At 72.4% G+C, this 18,489-nt stretch carries 14 protein-coding genes; 5 read left to right on the top strand and 9 right to left on the bottom strand.

Annotation, left to right across the window (positions count from 1 at the left end):
* Nucleotides 1-63: 63 nt before the first annotated feature.
* From argF to ACE4Q9_RS08075, 4 genes are all read right to left on the bottom strand, one after another.
* Complete coding sequence (gene argF / locus ACE4Q9_RS08060; protein ID WP_397983549.1) at nt 64-1,074, bottom strand: ornithine carbamoyltransferase; 1,011 nt, start codon at nt 1,072-1,074, stop codon at nt 64-66.
* A gap of 87 nt (nt 1,075-1,161) precedes the next feature.
* Nucleotides 1,162-2,385: an arginine deiminase gene (locus ACE4Q9_RS08065; RefSeq protein ID WP_397983550.1), complete on the bottom strand. Its 1,224-nt coding sequence runs from the start codon at nt 2,383-2,385 to the stop codon at nt 1,162-1,164.
* A gap of 202 nt (nt 2,386-2,587) precedes the next feature.
* Nucleotides 2,588-5,128: a polynucleotide kinase-phosphatase gene (locus ACE4Q9_RS08070; protein ID WP_397983551.1), complete on the bottom strand. Its 2,541-nt coding sequence runs from the start codon at nt 5,126-5,128 to the stop codon at nt 2,588-2,590.
* A complete protein-coding gene (locus ACE4Q9_RS08075; RefSeq protein ID WP_397983552.1) occupies nt 5,125-6,588 on the bottom strand; it encodes a 3' terminal RNA ribose 2'-O-methyltransferase Hen1 in 1,464 nt (487 codons plus the stop codon). Before ACE4Q9_RS08075 ends, ACE4Q9_RS08070 begins: the two co-directional genes overlap by 4 nt.
* A gap of 103 nt (nt 6,589-6,691) precedes the next feature.
* Between ACE4Q9_RS08075 and ACE4Q9_RS08080 the strand changes: the two genes are divergently transcribed.
* On the top strand, nt 6,692-7,615 hold the full coding sequence (locus ACE4Q9_RS08080) for an LLM class F420-dependent oxidoreductase (RefSeq protein ID WP_397983553.1): 924 nt from the start codon (nt 6,692-6,694) through the stop codon (nt 7,613-7,615).
* Nucleotides 7,616-7,711: 96 nt separating this feature from the next.
* Here ACE4Q9_RS08080 and ACE4Q9_RS08085 read toward each other — a convergent pair whose 3' ends face one another.
* From ACE4Q9_RS08085 to ACE4Q9_RS08100, 4 genes are all read right to left on the bottom strand, one after another.
* Nucleotides 7,712-8,212 (bottom strand): DUF6099 family protein, encoded by a 501-nt coding sequence (locus ACE4Q9_RS08085; protein ID WP_397983554.1) that lies wholly within the window; start codon nt 8,210-8,212, stop codon nt 7,712-7,714.
* Between the two features lie 182 nt (nt 8,213-8,394).
* Nucleotides 8,395-8,727, bottom strand: coding sequence for a nucleotide pyrophosphohydrolase (locus ACE4Q9_RS08090; protein WP_397983555.1), 333 nt, complete (start codon nt 8,725-8,727; stop codon nt 8,395-8,397).
* The gene (locus ACE4Q9_RS08095) at nt 8,711-9,919 is read right to left on the bottom strand and encodes an AAA family ATPase (RefSeq protein ID WP_397983556.1); all 1,209 of its coding nucleotides are present in this window, start codon (nt 9,917-9,919) and stop codon (nt 8,711-8,713) included. The genes ACE4Q9_RS08090 and ACE4Q9_RS08095 overlap by 17 nt, the downstream gene beginning before the upstream one ends.
* Before the next feature lie 126 nt (nt 9,920-10,045).
* A complete protein-coding gene (locus ACE4Q9_RS08100) occupies nt 10,046-10,453 on the bottom strand; it encodes a cell division protein SepF (protein WP_397983557.1) in 408 nt (135 codons plus the stop codon).
* 204 nt (nt 10,454-10,657) lie between these two features.
* On the opposite strand from ACE4Q9_RS08100, the gene ACE4Q9_RS08105 reads away from it, so the two are divergent.
* The 4 genes from ACE4Q9_RS08105 to meaB all read left to right on the top strand — a co-directional run bounded on the left by ACE4Q9_RS08105 (nt 10,658) and on the right by meaB (nt 17,575).
* Nucleotides 10,658-12,421 carry a hypothetical protein gene (locus tag ACE4Q9_RS08105; RefSeq protein ID WP_397983558.1) on the top strand — a complete coding sequence of 588 codons (1,764 nt, stop codon included), beginning with the start codon at nt 10,658-10,660 and terminating at the stop codon, nt 12,419-12,421.
* A 165-nt stretch (nt 12,422-12,586) separates the two neighbouring features.
* Nucleotides 12,587-14,386, top strand: coding sequence for a methylmalonyl-CoA mutase family protein (locus ACE4Q9_RS08110; protein ID WP_397983559.1), 1,800 nt, complete (start codon nt 12,587-12,589; stop codon nt 14,384-14,386).
* Nucleotides 14,386-16,560, top strand: a complete 2,175-nt coding sequence (gene scpA, locus ACE4Q9_RS08115; RefSeq protein WP_397983560.1) for a methylmalonyl-CoA mutase — start codon at nt 14,386-14,388, stop codon at nt 16,558-16,560. The genes ACE4Q9_RS08110 and scpA overlap by 1 nt, the downstream gene beginning before the upstream one ends.
* A gap of 7 nt (nt 16,561-16,567) precedes the next feature.
* On the top strand, nt 16,568-17,575 hold the full coding sequence (gene meaB, locus ACE4Q9_RS08120; RefSeq protein ID WP_397983561.1) for a methylmalonyl Co-A mutase-associated GTPase MeaB: 1,008 nt from the start codon (nt 16,568-16,570) through the stop codon (nt 17,573-17,575).
* Here the strand turns inward: meaB and ACE4Q9_RS08125 are convergent.
* Entirely contained in the window at nt 17,568-18,257 is a 690-nt protein-coding gene (locus ACE4Q9_RS08125; protein ID WP_397983562.1) for an ANTAR domain-containing protein, read from the bottom strand. The genes meaB and ACE4Q9_RS08125 overlap by 8 nt on opposite strands.
* Nucleotides 18,258-18,489: the final 232 nt, after the last annotated feature.

The raw sequence follows: 18,489 nt of genomic DNA on the forward strand, positions 1-18,489 counted from the left end.
GCCACGTGGGTGGTCGCGAGGCCGCCGATCAGGATAATCCCTGGTCGGGGGCGGTTACCAGGGTCAGCGGCCGAGTGTGGCGACCAGCACGGCCTTGATGGTGTGCAGCCGGTTCTCGGCCTCGTCGAAGACGACGGAGTGCGCCGATTCGAACACCTCGTCGGTGACTTCCAGGGAGGTCAGGCCGTACGCCTCGTGGATCTCGCGGCCGACTCGGGTGCCGAGGTCGTGGAAGGCGGGCAGGCAGTGCAGGAACCGGACGTCCGGATTGCCGGTGGCGCGCAGCACGTCCATGGTCACGGCGTACGGCGCGAGTGCCTTGATCCGCTCGGCCCAGACCTCCTTGGGCTCCCCCATGGAGACCCAGACGTCGGTGGCGACGAAATCGGCGCCGCGCACGCCCTCGGCGATGTCCTCGGTCAGCGTGAGCACCGCGCCGCTGGTCTTCGCCAGCTCGCGGGCGCGGGCCACGATCTCGGGGTCGGGCCAGTACTGCTCGGGCGCCACGATCCGCACGTCCATCCCGAGCAGGGCGCCGGTGACCAGGTAGGAGTTGCCCATGTTGAAGCGGGCGTCGCCGAGGTAGGCGAAGGCGGTCTTTGTCAGCGGCTTGGCGCAGTGCTCGGTCATGGTGAGCACGTCGGCCAGCATCTGGGTGGGGTGCCAGTCGTCGGTGAGGCCGTTGTAGACGGGCACGCCGGCGAACGCGGCGAGCTCCTCGACCTTGGCCTGGCTGTCGCCGCGGTACTCGATGCCGTCGAACATCCGGCCGAGCACGCGGGCGGTGTCCGCCACGGACTCCTTGTGCCCGATCTGTGAGCCGGACGGGTCCAGGTACGTCGTACGGGCGCCCTGGTCGGCGGCCGCGACCTCGAACGCGCAGCGGGTGCGCGTCGAGGTCTTCTCGAAGATCAGCGCGATGTTGCGGCCCCGGAGGAACTGGACCTCGGCCCCGGCCCGCTTGGCGGCCTTCAGCTCGGCGGCCAGCTCGACCAGACCGCGGAACTCCTCCCCGGTGAAGTCCAGCTCCTTGAGGAAGTGGCGGCCGGCGAGGGCGGTCGGGACTGTCGCCATGAGGGCGCTCCAGGGGTACGACTGACAGGACTCTGGAATTCTATACGACCGATAGTAAGTTTATGCAGTCCTGTCCGGTGCGCCTCCTCACACAGGATCCCGTTCCACCGGACAGCTCATGCACCGGGGGCCTCCCCTGCCCCGCCCCAGCTCGCTGCCCGGGATCTCGATGACCTCGATGCCCCGCTTGCGCAGATGGGTGTTGGTGGTGGAGTTGCGCTCGTAGGCGACGACGACGCCGGGTTCGACGGCGAGCACGTTGCAGCCGTCGTCCCACTGCTCGCGCTCGGCCGCGTGCACGTCCTGGGTGGCGGTCAGCACCCGGATCTCGCCGAGCCCGAGGGCGGCGGCGATCGCGCGGTGCATGTGCTCCGGCGGGTGGTCGGTGACCTTCAGCTCCTTCTCGCCCGCCCCCGGCTCGATGGTGTACGAGCGCAGCATGCCGAGCCCGGCGTACTGGGTGAAGGTGTCGCCGTCGACCATCGTCATCACCGTGTCGAGGTGCATGAAGGCGCGCCGCTTGGGCATGTCCAGCGCGACGATCGTCCGGGCGGAGCCGGCCGCGAACAGCTTGTGCGCGAGCATCTCCACGGCCTGCGGGGTGGTGCGCTCGCTCATCCCGACGAGGACCGCGCCGTTGCCGATCACCAGGACGTCGCCGCCCTCGATGGTGGAGGGGTAGTCGGCCTGCCCCTCGGACCAGAGGTGGAAGCGCTCCTCGCGGAAGACCGGGTGGTGCCGGTAGATCGCCTCGAAGTGGACGGTCTCGCGCTGCCGGGCGGGCAGCCGCATGGCGTTGATGGCGACCCCGTCGTAGATCCAGGCGGAGGTGTCGCGGGTGAAGAGGTGGTTGGGCAGCGGGGCGAGGAGGAAGTCGTCCAGCTCCATCACATGGAAGCGGACGGAGGTCGGCTCGGCGTGCGCCGCCAGGAACTCCCGCTTGGTCATGCCGCCGACGAGGGCCTCGGCCAGCTCCCGCGCGGGCAGGTTCTCGAAGGCGGCGCGCAGATGGGCGGTGGCGAGGGGGCCGTACTCCCGCTCGTCGAAGACGCGGTCCAGGACCAGGGTGCGGGCCTCGGGCAGCGCCAGGGTCTCGACCAGCAGATCGCCGAAGAGGTGGACGGCGACGCCCCGGTCGCGCAGCACGTCGGCGAACCCGTCGTGCTCGGCGCGGGCCCGGCGCACCCAGAGGACGTCGTCGAAGAGGAGGGCGTCCTTGTTGCTGGGGGTGAGCCTTTTGAGCTCGAGATCGGGCCGGTGCAGGATGACGCGGCGCAGCCGCCCGGCCTCGGAGTCGACATGGAATCCCATGTGACCATCCTGACCACCGGGGACCGGATTCACCCGCCCCTCGGCCATTTCGGAGCGCTCTTGTTGCGACTTCAGTTCGATCCCCGGCCCCCGACGCTTCTCCTCTCCTTGACGACAAGGGGTGGCCCCCGGCTTGTCCACCTCGGCGCCTGGGGCCACAAGACCGCCGGATACCGGTGACGGCATCCGGCGCGGGGCCGCCCTACAGCCGTGGGTCCACTGGTTCGGACTCCAGGGCCAGGACGCCGAAGACCGCCTCGTGGATCCGCCACAGCGGCTCACCCGCGGCCAGCCGGTCCAGCGCTTCCAGGCCGAGGGCGTACTCGCGCAGGGCGAGGGAGCGCTTGTGGTTGAGGAAGCGGCGGCGCAGGCGGTCGAGGTTGTCGGGGCGGGTGTACTCGGGGCCGTAGATGATCCGGAGGTACTCGCGGCCCCGGCACTTGATGCCGGGCTGGACCAGGCGGCCGTCCGGGCGGTGGGCCAGCGCGGTGAGGGGCTTGACCACCATGCCCTCGCCGCCGCGGCCGGTCATCTCCAGCCACCAGTCGACGCCCGCCGCGACCGACTCGGGGTCGCCCGTGTCGACGTACAGGCGGCGGGTGGTGGCCAGCAGGCCGGTGCCGTCGTGCTCCACCAGGCGGTCCAGCAGCGCCAGTTGCTCGTCGTGCGGGAGCCCGGCGAGGCTGCGGCCCTCGGTGGCGAGGATCTGGAAGGGGGCGAGGCGCACCCCGGCGAGGCCGTCGGTGGGCCAGCAGTAGCGGCGGTAGGCGGTGGTGAACGCGGCGGCGTCCGAGGCGCGTTCGCGCTGCCGGTCCAGCAGCCCGCCCACCTCCACGCCGCGCGACGCAGCCGCCTCCAGCGCGGCCAGCGCGGCCGGGAACACCGCCCCGGCCGCCGCGCCGACGGCCGCGTACTGGCTGCGCAGCAGGCCCGCCGCCTTCAGCGACCACGGCATCAGCTCGGCGTCCAGCAGCAGCCAGTCCGTGTCCAGTCCGGACCACAGACCGGCGTCCGAGACGGCCGTGCGCAGGCCGGCGAGGATCTCCTCCGTCATCGGCTCGTCGTCGAAGAAGGGGCGCCCGGTACGGGTGTACAGCGCGCCCGTGGGCCCCTCCACACCGAACCGCTTCGCCGCCGTCGCCGCGTCCCGGCACACCAGGACCACGGCCCGCGAGCCCATGTGCTTCTCCTCGCACACCACCCGCGCCACCCCGTCCGCCGCGTACTGCGCGAACGCCTCCCGCGGGTGCTCCAGGTAGCCGTCCACCGCGGAGGTGGCCGTCGGCGCCATGGTCGGCGGCAGGTACGGCAGCAGGCGCGGGTCGATCGCGAAGCGGCTCATGACCTCCAGGGCCGCCGCCGCGTTCTCCTCGCGGACCGCGACCATGCCCGCGTGCCGGGTCTCGACCGCCCGGCGCCCCCGCACGTCGGCGAGGTCCAGCGGGCGTCCGTCCGCTCCGCCGGGCGCCTCGGCGCGCAGCGGGCGCGCCGGCTCGTACCAGACACGCTCGGCCGGTACGTCGACCAGCTCCCGCTCCGGCCAGCGCAGCGCGGTCAGCTTGCCGCCGAAGACGGCGCCGGTGTCCAGGCAGATGGTGTTGTTGAGCCAGCTCGCCTCCGGCACCGGGGTGTGGCCGTAGACGACCGCGGCCCGGCCCCGGTAGTCCTCCGCCCACGGGTAGCGCACGGGCAACCCGAACTCGTCGGTCTCGCCGGTGGTGTCGCCGTACAGCGCGTGCGAGCGGACCCGGCCGGAGGTACGGCCTTGGTACTTCTCGGGCAGTCCGGCGTGGCAGACGACGAGCTTGCCGCCGTCGAGGACGTAGTGGCTGACCAGCCCGTCGAGGAACGTCCGCACCCGCGCCCGGAACTCCTCGCTCTCGCCCTCCATCTGGGCGATGGTCTCGGCGAGGCCGTGGGTGTGCTGGACCTTGCGGCCCTTGAGGTAACGGCCGTACTTGTTCTCGTGGTTGCCCGGCACGCACAGCGCGTGGCCGGCCTCGGCCATCGACATCACGCGGCGCAGCACGCCCGGCGAGTCCGGGCCCCGGTCGACGAGGTCGCCGACGAAGACGGCGGTGCGGCCCTCGGGGTGGACGCCGTCCACGTAGCCCAGCTTGCCGAGCAGCGACTCCAGTTCGGCGGAGCAGCCGTGGATGTCGCCGATGATGTCGAAGGGGCCGGTGAGGTGGGTGAGGTCGTTGAAGCGCTTCTCGGTGACGACGGTGGCGCTCTCGGCCTCCTCGACGCCGCGCAGCACATGCACCTTGCGGAAGCCCTCGCGCTCCAGGTGCCGCAGCGAGCGCCGCAGTTCGCGGATGTGCCGCTGGATGACCCGGCGCGGCATGTCGGCGCGGTCGGTGCGGGCCGCGTTGCGCTCGGCGCACACCTCCTCCGGCATGTCCAGGACGATGGCGATGGGCAGCACGTCGTACCGCCTGGCCAGTTCGATCAGCTGACGGCGGCTGTCCTGCTGCACGCTGGTGGCGTCCACGACGGTGCGGCGCCCGGCGGCGAGCCGCTTGCCGGCGATGTAGTGCAGGACGTCGAAGGCGTCGCGGGAGGCGCCCTGGTCGTTCTCGTCGTCGCTGACCAGGCCGCGGCAGAAGTCGGAGGAGATCACCTCGGTGGGCTTGAAGTGCCGTCGGGCGAAGGTGGACTTGCCGGAGCCGGAGGCGCCGACGAGGACCACGAGGGAGAGGTCGGTGACGGGAAGGACCCGTCCGTCAGGTGTTCCGGTCATGCCGCCTTCGCCTCCTTCTCGGCGCGGATGGTGAACAGGGCCAGCTGGGTGGGCGGTCCCACCTCGGGGTCGTCGGGGCCGACGGGCGCGAACTCCACGTCGTAACCGTGCCGTTCGGCGACTTCGGCGGCCCAGGCGCGGAACTCGGCGCGGGTCCACTCGAAGCGGTGGTCGCCGTGCCGGACGTGTCCGGCGGGCAGGGTCTCCCAGCGGACGTTGTACTCGACGTTCGGGGTGGTCACGACGACCGTGCGGGGGCGGGCGTGCCCGAACACGGCGTACTCCAGGGCGGGCAACCGGGGCAGGTCGAGGTGTTCGACGACCTCGCTGAGCACGGCGGCGTCGTAGCCCTTGAGCCGCTTGTCGGTGTAGGCGAGCGAGCCCTGTATCAACTGGACGCGGGACGCCTGCCGTTCGCCCATGCGGTCGAGCTTGAGCCGCCGGGAGGCGATGGTGAGCGCCCGCACCGACACGTCGACGCCGACGATCTCGGTGAAGCGGACGTCCTTCAGCAGTTCCTGCACCAACTGCCCCTGGCCGCAGCCGAGGTCGAGCACGCGGGCGGCGCCGCGGGCGCGCAGCGCGGTGACGATCGCGTCCCGGCGCTGGACCGCGAGCGGGGTCGGCCTCTCCTCCGCCTCGGTCTCCTCGCCGACCGCGTTGTCGATCGCCTCGACCTCGCTGTCGTCGGCCTCGGCGAGCCGCACCAGCTCCAGCGCCTCGCGCGCCTGCCGGGTCAGCGACCAGCGGCGGGAGAGATAGCGGCTGGTGATCAGCTGCTGCTCCGGGTGGCCGGGCAGCCAGCCCTCGCCGGCCCGCAGCAGCTTGTCGACCTCGTCGGCGGAGACCCAGTAGTGCTTGGCGTCGTCGAGGACCGGCAGCAGGACGTACAGGTGGCGCAGCGCCTCGGCGAGGGTCAGCGTCGCGGATTCGAGCACGAGCCGGACGTACCGCGAGGCGCCCCACTGCGGGAACTCGGTGTCCAGCGGCACCGGTTGGGCGTCCACGCGCCAGCTCAGCGGCACGAACAGCCGGTGGACGAGCGGCGCGCCGCCGCGGGCCGGCAGGACGGGGACCTCGATGCGCAGCGGCAGCGGGGCGGCGGCCCGCTCGGGGCGGGCGGCGCACACCCCGCGCATGGCGCTGGAGAAGACGGCGCTCAGCGCGACGGCGAGGAGGGAGGAGGCGGCGTAGGGGCGGTCGTTGACGTACTGCGCGAGTGCCGCGTCGGGGGCGCCGCCGCGGCCCTTGCCCTTGCCGCGCCGCACCAGCGCCGCGGGATCGGTCTCCAGCAGCAGGGCGGCCGTGCAGCGCGCGTCCTCCGCCTCGGGGTAGAAGACGTGCGCGGTTCCGTAGGACGTGGAGAAGCGCTGCGATTTGCCCGGGTGCTTGTGCAGCAGGTACCCGAGGTCGGTGGCCGGGTGGGCGGCGTCGCCGCTGAGGGAGATCGTCAGGAACACGTGTCCGAGTCTGGCGCTCCGGTCACCCCGCTGACCACCGGTTTTCACGCCGCTCGGCGGCCTTCTGCGTGGTTGCGTACGCAACGGCATGCATGATGGACGTATGGATCTCCGAGTCTTCACCGAACCCCAGCAGGGCGCGACCTACGACACGCTCCTGCGCGTCGCCCAGACCGCCGAGGAACTCGGCTACGACGCCTTTTTCCGTTCTGACCATTACCTCCACATGGGCAACGTGGACGGGCTGCCCGGCCCCACAGACGCCTGGATCACTCTCGCCGGCATCGCGCGGGAGACGAGCCGCATCCGGCTCGGCACCCTGATGACGGCCGGCACCTTCCGCCTCCCCGGCGTGCTGGCCATCCAGGTGGCGCAGGTCGACCAGATGTCCGGCGGCCGGGTGGAGCTGGGCCTCGGCTCGGGGTGGTACGAGGAGGAGCACAAGGCGTACGGCATTCCGTTCCCGAAGGAGAAGTTCGGGCGGCTGGAGGAGCAGCTGGCGATCGTCACCGGGCTGTGGGAGACACCGGTCGGCGAGCGGTTCAGCTACGACGGCTCGTACTACCAGTTGCAGGACTCCCCCGCGCTGCCGAAGCCGGCGCAGCGCCGGGTGCCGGTGCTCATCGGCGGTCACGGCGCCAAGCGCACTCCGGCGCTGGCGGCGAAGTACGCCACCGAGTTCAACATCCCCTTCGCCTCCGTGGAGGACAGCGAGCGGCAGTTCGGCCGGGTGCGGGCGGCGGCCGAGGAGCGCGGGCGCAAGGGTGACGACCTGGTGTACTCCAACGCGCTGGTCGTCTGTGTCGGCAAGAACGACGCCGAGGTCAAGCGGCGGGCGGAGGCCATCGGCCGCGAGGTGGAGGAGCTGAAGGCCAACGGTCTCGCGGGCTCCCCGGCGGAGGTCGTGGAGAAGCTGGGCCGCTATGCGGCGGTGGGTTCGCGGCGGGTCTACCTCCAGCTGCTGGACCTGGACGACCTGGCCCACCTGGAGCTGATCGCGTCCGAGGTCATGCCGCAGCTCGGCTGAGGTCCGGCCGACGCCGGCACCGTCGCCCCGCGGGCGGTGCCGCGCGCCCGATGCGGGATCGGTGCGCGAACCGTCGTACAGAACCCCGCGCGGCGGCTACGCGCAGGGGGCGCCCCCGAAGGGGCTGCGCTGGTTGTCGTTCGCCGAGGTCACCTCCTCACGCGCGGCCAGCTTGCGCAGCATCTCGCGGACGCGGTCGCGCGACTCGTCGGCCGCGTCGATCGCCTCCATGCACTGCCAGTACGTCGTCTCGTCCGCCGCGGCGCTGGCCATGCCGACCAGGGCCATGCCGACCTCGCCGAGCAGCCCGCCGAGGCAGAGCAGGGTCTCGCGGGCGTCCTCCAGCCGGGTGAGCTGGGCGGCGCGCAGATCGCCGGGGTCCAGTTCGGGCGGGTCGAGGGCGCCGCAGCCCCGGCCCGCCAGCTCGGTCAGCCCGAGCGCCTCGCCGCGCAGCTCCGGCGGTCCGGAGACCGCGAGCCTGCTGCCGATCGCCTGGGCGAGGGCCTGTGCCTGCCACACCTCCGCCATCAACTCACGTGTGTCCGCGCCGTTCGCCAGGGCTCTCCTGCTGGTGAGGATGAGTCGTACCGCGTCCATCCGTCGCCCCCGTCCCTTCACGCACTCGCTCGTACGTTCACTGACTCTCCTGTCCACTACCCAGAGTGAGGGCCGTTGGTGCGAAAAGCTAGAGGAAGCCCGAAATCTGGGGACAACAATTCGGATTCGACAGGTGAATTGACTGCGGAGAGTGATAACGGAACCGGGGCGTCCGCCTGTTGTCAGTCTCCGGGCGCCGGAAAGCGGTGTTCGTTGCGGTCGATCTTCTCGGACAGGGCGGTCAGCGGGTCGATGTCCAGGACCGCGCAGAACTGGAGGAGATAGGCGAGGACGTCGGCGACCTCGTCGCGGACGCGGTGCGCGGTGGCCGGGTCGGACATCACCCGAGCCGACTCCTCGGGGGTCAACCACTGGAAGATCTCGACCAGTTCGGAGCTCTCCACGCTCAGCGCGGAGGCGAGGTTCTTGGGGGTGTGGTACTGCCCCCAGTTCCGGGCGGCGGCGAACTCGGTGAGCCTGCGCTGGAGTCGGGGGAGGTCAGGGTGTTCCGTCACCCTTCAGGTGTACCACTGTGACACCCTCGGCCCCCGCGCACCAGGAGGCGTCCTGCACCGCCGCGACCAGCCGGATGTGCCCGTGCCCGCCCATCGCGGCCGCGAGGCGCAGCAGGGACCGGCGCTGGGCCGGGTCGAGGGAGCGGTCGAAGCCGTCGGCGAGGACGGTGAGGCAGCGCAGGGCGTCGGGAACCTCGCCGGGCGGGTCCATGGCCAGCACGCCGGGACCGGTCAGCAGCACCAGCGTGAGGGCCAGGTAGCGCAGTTCGCCCTCGCCGAGGCGGGCCAGCTGGGTGCGGTGGCCGTCGCCGCGGTCGAGCAGGGCGCGCACCGTGCCGCCGGCGAGCGGTTCGGCGATCAGGTCGTCCACCGGGCCCGCGCAGCCCGCGCGCAGCGCCTCGACCAGCCGGCCGTGCCGGCGGGCGCACTCGGCGCGGGTGCGCCACAGCACGTCGGCGAGGTTGTCGCAGCCGGGCATCAGGCGACCGGAGCCGGTGGGCACGGGGGTGCGCATGCAGTCCGGGCGGGGGTCGCAGACGAAGACCGAGCGCAGGGCGACGACCATCTGCTCGGCGGCGGCCAGCACCCTGCGCTGTCCGTCCGTCTTGCCGGCCACGCGCAGCGGGAGCAGGGCGGTGCCGAGGCGGTCGTCGGGCAGCGGCGCGCGGGTCACCGGTGCGGTCCCCGCGGTGTGCCAGGCGGCCTGGACGGCGCGGCGCTCCGGGTCGCGCAACGCGGTCTGGAGCAGGACGAGTTCGCCCGCGGTCAGCCGTTCGCCCACGATCCGCGGCTGCGGTTCGGCCTGTACGGCGAGGTCGAGCCGGACCGGGCCCTCGGCGCCGTCGGCCGTACAGCCGATCCGGAAGCCCCGCCGCCCCTCGCCGTCGGGCCGGGCCCGCTCGGGGACGCAGGCGGCCGGGTCGGGGAACGCCTCCACGAGCGGCGCGCCCCCGGCGAGCCGGGCCAGTGCCTCGTACGCGGCCAGCGCGGTCGTCTTCCCCGATCCGCTGGGGCCCGCGAACACCGTGACCGCCCCCAGCGGGAAGCCCGCGCCCCGGTGTCCGGCGAACGCCGACAGCCGCAGCTCGGTGATCCGGGGCCGTACGTCGAGGGACTCGGGCGGCTCCGGCACGGCGGTCCCGCCGAGCACCTCGACTACCGGCGGCTCGGCGGACGCGAAAGGCATGACCATGCCCGGAACGTAGAGCTCCGCCGAGGGGGCGAACCGTTTACCCGGCGGATGTTCCCACGTTCGGGGGCGTTCACGGCAACAACGGGGACCCGGCTTCACCCGGTGGAGCGACGCGAGGGCCCCGGCTCACGCCGTCCCCTCCATCAGCCCGCTGACCTCCGTGCCCGGCGGCGTCAGCAGGAAGACGTTGCGGTCCACCCGGTGCATCCCGCTGCCCAGGCCGAAGACGACGCCGGTGCTGAAGTCGAGGACCCGCTTGGCGACATCGCCCTCGGCGCCGGACAGGTCGAGGAGGACGGGCGCGCCCGCCATCACCGTCTCGGCGACCTCGCGCGCGTCGGCGAAGACATTGACCCGCAGGACCACGAAGCGGCGCCGGGTCTCGGTCTCGTCGTCCGGGAGGGAGCGGTGGTTGACCGCGGAGGGCCACGCGTCGCGGCCCCTCAGTGGCACGACCTGGGCGAGCCCTTCCCACTGTTCATCGGTGACGTCGTAACGGCTCACCGGCTCCCCCCGACCTGACTCGCTTTCCATGCCTGCACCAGCCAATTCTTACGCCAAGTCACCCGTTCGGCCCAACAGCGACACACAGCGACACGGAAGCGGTCGGTCCGGTGGCGCGAACACCGCCCCAATCTTGGCCAGATGTGCGAATATGCCCGCTTCTTACCTCCCTCATACCGGACTCTTCACCGCTGGTCGAGCACCGGTCACGCACCGCCGCTAGCGTCCGGTCCCGTGCACTTGGCAGAAACACAGCAGGTGACGCCCGGCCGGCGGACGCAGTCGGCGGTGTCCGCCGTACCCGGACCGCGCACGGGGTCGCCCGACGGCCCGGCGCAGTGGCATCGCGTCCTCACGGTCCTGGCCGACGTGAGCCTCTTCATCGGCACCCGCTCCCTGTGGACCCAGGCGGCCACGCACCGCCTCGTCCTCGGCGGGGTCATCTCCCTCTGTTACGCGGCGATCCTGGTGACCGGCGTCCTCGCGCTCACCGTCCGCCGGGCCCGTTCACTGGCCCGCCTGGACCTGGTGGTGCTGGCGACCGCGGTCACCCTCGCCCTGTGCGGCTGGGCGCTGAACCACGGCGGCGGCGACGAGGCGCTCCTGACCACGCAGGCCGCCAGGGAACTCGTCCACGGGCACCAGATGTACGACCATCCCTGGCCCTGGCTGTTCCGCATCAGGGGCGTCGCCCTGACCGCGACGACGACCGGCGGGTACGACTACACGTACGGCTATCCCCCGCTCGCGCCGCTGCTCACCGTCCCGTTCCTGTGGCTGGGCCACGGCGGCGCCCCGGCGACGGCGGTGGCCACCCTCGCGCTGATCGCGGGCACGATCGCGCTGTGGCGGATGGTCCCGGCGCAGTGGCGGTCGGCGGTCACGCTGGTCTGCCTCGGCTCCGGTCTGCTGACCAGCTACGGCCGCCAGGGCTACCCGGCGATCCTCGCCCTCGCGCTGCTGATCCCGGTGGTGGTCCGCTGGCCCCGGCTCGGCGCGCGCGGCCGGCTGGGCGCCTTTGGGATCGCCCGTGCCGGCTGCCTCGGCGCGGCCTGCGCGGCCCAGCAACTCCCCTGGTTCGTCGCGCCGTTCCTGCTCGCCGGGATCTACGCGGTGCGCCGGGGCGAGCTGGGCGGCCGCGCGGCCGCGCGCGTGGTACTGCGGATCACCGGGATCGCCGTCCTGGCTTTCCTGCTGGCCGACGCCTATCTGATCGTCACCGAGCCCGGACCGTGGCTGCGCGGCATCGTGCTGCCGCTGACCCAGGGCGCCGTGCTGCACGGCCAGGGCATCGTCGGCATCTCCCTGTACTTCACCCATGGCAGCGACCGGCTCGACTGGTACGGGCACGCGAGCATGCTGCTGGCCGCCGCCCTGCTGGCCCTGTTCGTGCTGTTCGTGCGGCGCCTCGGACCGGCCGCGACCGTGCTGCCCTGGTGCGCGTTCTTCCTGGCGACACGCTCGCAGGACGGCTACTACCTGATGATGACCCCGCTGTGGCTGGCGGCGGCGGTCACCGCGCCCCTGCCGGAGTTCGCGGGCGCCTGGCAGCCCCGGCCGCGCTTCCTGGCGGGCCCGGCACGCAGGCCCGCCCGGCTCGCCGCCGTCCCGGTGCTGCTCGCGCCCGCGCTGATCAGCGCGGTCCTCGCGGCCACCGGAAGCCCGCCGCTGCGGATGGACATCGCGGCGGTACGGCCCCTCGCCCCCGACGCGATCTCCGCGGTGACCCTGAAAGTCGCCAACACCGGCGACGAGGCGCTCACCCCGCACTACATGCTCACCACCGGCCAGGGCATGAGCCGCTACTGGCCGCTCGCCCACGGCCCGGCCACCATCCCGGCGCACACCACGGCGAGCGTCCAACTGCGCGCTCCCACCGGCCGCTTCACGCTCCCGGGGAAGCGGAACACCCGGCTGCGGCTGCGCGCCTTCACCGGCGGACCCCAGACGCTCTCCACCAGGGACGTACGCCCCTCCGAGCTGCGCGTCAAGGGCTGAACGCCGCCCCGCGACCCCCGCGGCCCGGCCGTCGTCCCGGCCGGGCCGCTCCGTCGTACCAGGGCGTTCACCCGCCGGAGCGGCGCGGGCCACAACCGCAAGGGGAGAAAACTCACAAGCGAATGCTCTGCACTCTTTTGAGCCCCCTGGCCTAGCATCCGAGCCATGACGGTCCTGCCTGACGACGGGCTCCCACTGGCCGCCGAGTTCCCTGACGCGACACACGAGCAGTGGCAACGCCTGGTCGAGGGTGTGCTGCGCAAGTCGGGCAAGGAAGTCTCGGGCGCGGCAGCTGAGGACGCTCTGTCCACGACCCTGGAGGACGGGCTGCGCACCCGTCCCCTGTACACGGCGCGCGACACCGCGCCCGACCCCGGTCTGCCGGGCTTCGCCCCGTATCTGCGGGGTGCGCGCCCCGAGGGCCAGATCGCGGGCGGCTGGGACGTACGCCAGCGGCACACGGCGCTCGCCGACGGCGCGGTCCTCGCCGACCTGGAGAACGGCGGCACCTCGCTGTGGCTGGTGCTCGGCGAGGGCGGCATCCCGCTCGCCGACCTGGGCCGGGCCCTGGAGGGCGTCTACCTGGACCTCGCGCCCGTCGTGCTGGACGCAGGGCGGGACACCGAGCGGGCCGCCGAGGCGCTGCTCGGCCTGTACGCGGACAACGGCGTCGAACCGACGGCCGTACGCGGCAATCTGGGCGGCGACCCGCTCGGTTACGAGGCCCGCACCGGCACCGCGCAGGACCTCGCGCCGTACGCCGAGCTGGCCGCGCGCTGCGCCGAGGACTATCCGGGACTGCGCGCGCTGACCGTGGACGCGCTGCCGTACCACGAGGCCGGCGGCTCGGCCGCGCAGGAGCTCGGCGCCTCGCTCGCCACCGGCGTGGCCTATCTGCGGGCGCTGACCGAGGCGGGCCTGAGCATCGAACAGGCCGCCGGTCAGCTGGAGTTCCGGTACGCGGCCACCGCCGACCAGTTCCTGACCATCGCCAAGCTGCGCGCGGCGCGCCGGCTGTGGGCGCGGGTCGCGGAGGTCAGCGGCGCGCCCGGCGCCCAGACCCAGCACGCGGTCACGTCCCCGGTGATGATGACCCGCCGCGACCCGTGGGTGAACATGCTGCGCACCACGGTCGCGACGCTCGCCGCCGGGGTGGGCGGCGCCGACTCCGTGACGGTGCTGCCGTTCGACCACGCGCTCGGCCTGCCGGACGCGTTCGCCCGGCGCATCGCCCGCAACACCTCCACGATCCTGATCGAGGAGTCGTACCTCGCGCGGGTCATCGACCCGGCGGGCGGCTCCTGGTACGTGGAGCGGCTCACCGACGAACTCGCCCAGGCCGCCTGGGAGTTCTTCCGGACCATCGAGCGCGACGGCGGCCAGGCGGCCGTGCTGCGCTCCGGGCGGCTGCGCACCGACCTCGCCACTACCTGGGCGGAGCGCTCCAAGAAGCTCGCCCGGCGGCGCGAACCCATCACCGGGGTCAGCGAGTTCCCGCTGCTGGCCGAGAAGCCGGTGGAGCGCGAGCCCGCGCCGCGGCCGCCGTCCGGCGGACTGCCGCGGGTGCGCCGGGACGAGGCGTTCGAGGAGCTGCGGGCGCGTTCCGACGCCCATCTCGCGGCGACCGGCGCCCGCCCGCGGATCTACCTCGCCACGCTCGGCTCGCCCTCCGAGTACACCGCGCGGGCCTCCTTCGCCGCCAACCTGTTCCAGGCCGGCGGCATCGAGCCGGTCACCGGGGGGACCTTCGAGGACAGCGGCGCCACCGAGGCCGTGCTGTGCTCCAGCGACGCCGGGTACGCCGAACACGCCGAGAAGACCGCCGCGTCGCTGCGCGCCGCCGGCGCCCGGCACCTGTTCCTGGCGGGCCGGGGCGAGTACGCCGGTGTCGACTCGTACGTCTTCGCGGGCTGCGACGCCGTCGATGTGCTGTCCGCGACTCTCGAGCGCATGGGAGTGTCCTGATGGGAATCCCCGACTTCTCCGGCATCGAGCTGGGGACCCCGGTGGCCGGCGGCAGCGCCGAGGAGTGGCAGGCGGCCGTCAAGCGGGCCACCGGCGGCGCCGAGCCGCTGTGGGAGACCCCGGAGGGCATCGGGGTCAAGCCGCTGTACACCGGGCGTGACCTGGAGGGTCTGGACTTCCTGGACACCTATCCGGGCATCGCGCCGTACCTGCGCGGCCCGTACCCGACGATGTACGTCAACCAGCCCTGGACGATCCGCCAGTACGCGGGCTTCTCCACCGCCGAGGAGTCCAACGCCTTCTACCGGCGCAACCTGGCGGCGGGCCAGAAGGGCCTGTCGGTCGCCTTCGACCTGCCCACGCACCGCGGTTACGACAGCGACCACCCGCGGGTGACCGGCGATGTCGGCATGGCGGGCGTGGCGATCGACTCGATCTACGACATGCGGCAGCTGTTCGACGGGATCCCGCTGGACAAGATGACGGTGTCGATGACGATGAACGGCGCTGTGCTGCCGGTGCTGGCGCTGTACATCGTGGCGGCGGAGGAACAGGGCGTACCGCCCGAGAAGCTGGCCGGGACCATCCAGAACGACATCCTCAAGGAGTTCATGGTCCGCAACACCTACATCTATCCGCCGAAGCCGTCGATGCGGATCATCTCCGACATCTTCGCGTACACCTCGCAGCGGATGCCGCGCTACAACTCCATCTCGATCTCCGGGTATCACATCCAGGAGGCGGGTGCGACGGCGGATCTGGAGCTGGCGTACACCCTCGCGGACGGGGTGGAGTACATCCGCGCGGGGCGTGAAGCCGGCCTGGACGTGGACGCGTTCGCGCCGCGCCTGTCGTTCTTCTGGGCGATCGGCATGAACTTCTTCATGGAGGTCGCCAAGCTCCGGGCGGCCCGGCTGCTGTGGGCCAAGCTGGTCTCCCAGTTCGAGCCGGAGAACACCAAGTCCCTTTCCCTGCGCACCCATTCGCAGACCTCGGGCTGGTCGCTGACCGCGCAGGACGTCTTCAACAACGTCACGCGCACCTGCGTGGAGGCGATGGCCGCGACCCAGGGCCACACCCAGTCGCTGCACACCAACGCCCTGGACGAGGCGCTGGCGCTGCCCACCGACTTCTCGGCACGCATCGCCCGCAACACCCAGCTGCTCATCCAGCAGGAGTCGGGCACCACCCGCGTCATCGACCCGTGGGGTGGCAGCGCGTACGTGGAGCGGCTGACGTACGACCTCGCCCGCCGGGCCTGGGCGCACATCCAGGAGGTGGAGCAGGCGGGCGGCATGGCGCAGGCCATCGACGCCGGCATCCCCAAGCTGCGCGTGGAGGAGTCGGCGGCCCGTGTGCAGGCCCGCATCGACTCCGGACGGCAGCCGGTGATCGGCGTCAACAAGTACCGGGTGGACAGCGACGAGCAGATCGACGTGCTCAAGGTCGACAACTCCTCGGTGCGCGCGCAGCAGATCGAGAAGCTGCGCCGGTTGCGCGCGGAGCGGGACGAACAGGCGTGCCGGGACGCGCTGGACGCGCTCACCCGCGCCGCCGAGGGCACCGGGAACCTGCTGGAGCTGGCGGTGCGCGCGGCCCGCGCCAAGGCGACCGTCGGCGAGATCTCCGACGCGCTGGAGAAGGTGTACGGGCGGCACGCGAGCCAGATCCGTACGATCTCCGGCGTGTACCGCAACGAAGCAGGCGAGTCCCCGTCGGTGGACCGCACCCGTGCCCTGGTGGACGCGTTCGAGGAGGCGGAGGGGCGCCGGCCGCGCATCCTGGTCGCCAAGATGGGCCAGGACGGCCATGACCGGGGCCAGAAGGTGATCGCGACGGCGTTCGCCGACCTCGGCTTCGACGTGGACGTCGGCCCGCTGTTCCAGACGCCGGACGAGGTCGCCCGGCAGGCGGTCGAGGCGGATGTGCACGTGGTCGGCGTGTCCTCGCTGGCCGCCGGTCACCTCACCCTGGTACCGGCGCTGCGCGAGAGGCTGGCGGAGGAGGGCCGCGAGGACATCATGGTCGTGGTCGGCGGGGTGATCCCGCCGCAGGACGTGCCCACGCTCCTGGAGATGGGCGCCACGGCCGTGTTCCCGCCCGGCACGGTGATCCCGGACGCGGCGCACGACCTGGTCCGGCGCCTGGCGGCCGACCTCGGCCACGAGCTCTAGGGCTCCGATGGCCCCGATCGATCTCGACACGTACGTGAAGGGTGTGCTCGACGGGAAGCGGGCCCTGGTGGCCCGCGCCATCACGCTCGTCGAGTCCACCCGGCCGCAACACCGGGTGCTGGCGCAGGAGTTGCTGACCAGGCTGCTGCCGCACAGTGGCCGGGCCCGGCGGATCGGCATCAGCGGGGTGCCGGGGGTCGGCAAGTCGACGTTCATCGACGCGTTCGGCACCATGCTGACCTCGCTGGGCCACCGGGTCGCCGTCCTCGCCGTCGACCCCTCCTCGACCCGCACCGGCGGCTCCATCCTCGGCGACAAGACGCGGATGGAGCGGCTTTCGGTCGACCCGGCGGCCTTCGTGCGGCCCTCCCCCAGCGCGGGCACGCTGGGCGGGGTCGCGAAGGCCACCCGTGAGTCGATCGTGGTGATGGAGGCGGCGGGCTACGACGTGATCCTCGTGGAGACCGTCGGCGTCGGGCAGTCGGAGACGGCGGTCGCCGACATGGTCGACTCCTTCCTGCTGCTCACCCTGGCGCGCACCGGCGACCAGCTGCAGGGCATCAAGAAGGGCGTCCTGGAGCTGGCCGACGTGATCGCCGTCAACAAGGCGGACGGCCCGCACGAGCGCGACGCGCGGGCGGCTGCGCGGGAGTTGGCGGGCGCGCTGCGGCTGATGCACGGCAAGGAAGCGTTCTGGACCCCGCCGGTACTGCATTGCAGCGCACGCGAATCCACCGGCCTCGGCACGGTGTGGGAACGGCTGGAGCAGCACCGGACGCTGCTCGACTCGACCGGCCGGCTCACCGCCAAGCGGCGCGACCAGCAGGTCGACTGGACTTGGGCGATGGTCCGCGACGAACTGCTCGGCCGGCTGCACGCGGACCCGGCGGTCCGCGCGGTGGCACCGGAGCTCGAACGGCAGGTCAGGGACGGGGCGTTGACGGCGACGCTGGCGGCGGAACGGATCCTGGGCGCGTTCGAGGGCGGCGCGGGCGGTCCGGGTACGGCTAGCTGAGTCCGCCCCGCTCGCAGATCTGCCGCGCCACTTCCCGGAGTTTGATGTTCTTGTCCTGGGAGTAGCGGCGCAGCACCTTGAAGGCCTGCTCCTCGGTGAGGTCGTGGCTGCCCATGAGGATGCCCATGGCCTCGCCGATGACATGCCGGGTGGCGACGGCCTGCTCCAGCTGGGCGTGGGTGCGGGCACTGGAGAAGGCGACGGCGGCGTGCGAGGCGAGCAGCCAGCCGGCCGTCTCGCTGGCCTCGCCGAAGGCGCCCGGCTCGCGGGAGTAGATGTTCAGGGCGCCGAGGTCCTCCTCCTCGGTGTAGAGCAGGAAGCCCATCATGCTGCCGAGGCCGAGCTTGCGGGCCTCGGACACGTATCTGGGCCAGCCGGGATGGGGCTCACGGAAGTCGGTGATCCGGAACACCCGCTCGTCGCTCTCGGGGCGGGCGACGTCGTAGCAGGGGCCTTCCTGGAGGCGCTCCTGCAACTCGTCGCTGTCGATCACCAGCTGGTCGGTGGGCGCGAGGGTGCGCACGCCCTTGGCGTGCAGGATGAGAATGCCGGCCGCGTCGCAGCCAGGGACGAGCTCGGTGGCGGAACAGGTGATCCGCTCCAGGGTGTCGCTCACCGTGTCCTGTGCCAGCAGCTCTCTGGCCAGCTTGGCCATCCGCTCGGCGAACATGCGCCAGTCCATCGCGCTCCTCTCCACCCCGCCTCCCCAGACCGTCCACCTGCCCTCTTTCCACCATCGCATCCCTGCGGGGGCCTGGCTGAGTGGGACACGAGGGCGGGGGAACGGGGCCCGGGGAAGCGCACGGGTCGAGGGAGCGGGGGTGGGGGGCGGAGAGCGGAGGAGGCGGCGGCGAGATTCGCGCGTGCCCGGTTGTCGGGGCATGGTCCTCGATGCGGATGGAGGCGGCGGACCC

It is taken from the genome of Streptomyces sp. AM6-12 (assembly GCF_044327085.1).
In the GTDB taxonomy this organism is placed as follows: Bacteria; Actinomycetota; Actinomycetes; order Streptomycetales; family Streptomycetaceae; genus Streptomyces.

Excerpts from the sequence above, each read along its gene's own strand:
- ACE4Q9_RS08100 (WP_397983557.1), bottom strand. The coding sequence starts at position 10,453 with ATGGAAAGCGAGTCAGGTCGGGGGGAGCCGGTGAGCCGTTACGACGTC.
- ACE4Q9_RS08125 (WP_397983562.1), bottom strand. The coding sequence starts at position 18,257 with ATGGACTGGCGCATGTTCGCCGAGCGGATGGCCAAGCTGGCCAGAGAG.
- ACE4Q9_RS08085 (WP_397983554.1), bottom strand. The coding sequence starts at position 8,212 with ATGGACGCGGTACGACTCATCCTCACCAGCAGGAGAGCCCTGGCGAAC.
- ACE4Q9_RS08065 (WP_397983550.1), bottom strand. The coding sequence starts at position 2,385 with ATGGGATTCCATGTCGACTCCGAGGCCGGGCGGCTGCGCCGCGTCATC.
- argF (WP_397983549.1), bottom strand. The coding sequence starts at position 1,074 with ATGGCGACAGTCCCGACCGCCCTCGCCGGCCGCCACTTCCTCAAGGAG.
- ACE4Q9_RS08070 (WP_397983551.1), bottom strand. The coding sequence starts at position 5,128 with ATGACCGGAACACCTGACGGACGGGTCCTTCCCGTCACCGACCTCTCC.
- meaB (WP_397983561.1), top strand. The coding sequence starts at position 16,568 with ATGGCCCCGATCGATCTCGACACGTACGTGAAGGGTGTGCTCGACGGG.
- ACE4Q9_RS08080 (WP_397983553.1), top strand. The coding sequence starts at position 6,692 with ATGGATCTCCGAGTCTTCACCGAACCCCAGCAGGGCGCGACCTACGAC.
- scpA (WP_397983560.1), top strand. The coding sequence starts at position 14,386 with ATGGGAATCCCCGACTTCTCCGGCATCGAGCTGGGGACCCCGGTGGCC.
- ACE4Q9_RS08095 (WP_397983556.1), bottom strand. The coding sequence starts at position 9,919 with ATGGTCATGCCTTTCGCGTCCGCCGAGCCGCCGGTAGTCGAGGTGCTC.
- ACE4Q9_RS08110 (WP_397983559.1), top strand. The coding sequence starts at position 12,587 with ATGACGGTCCTGCCTGACGACGGGCTCCCACTGGCCGCCGAGTTCCCT.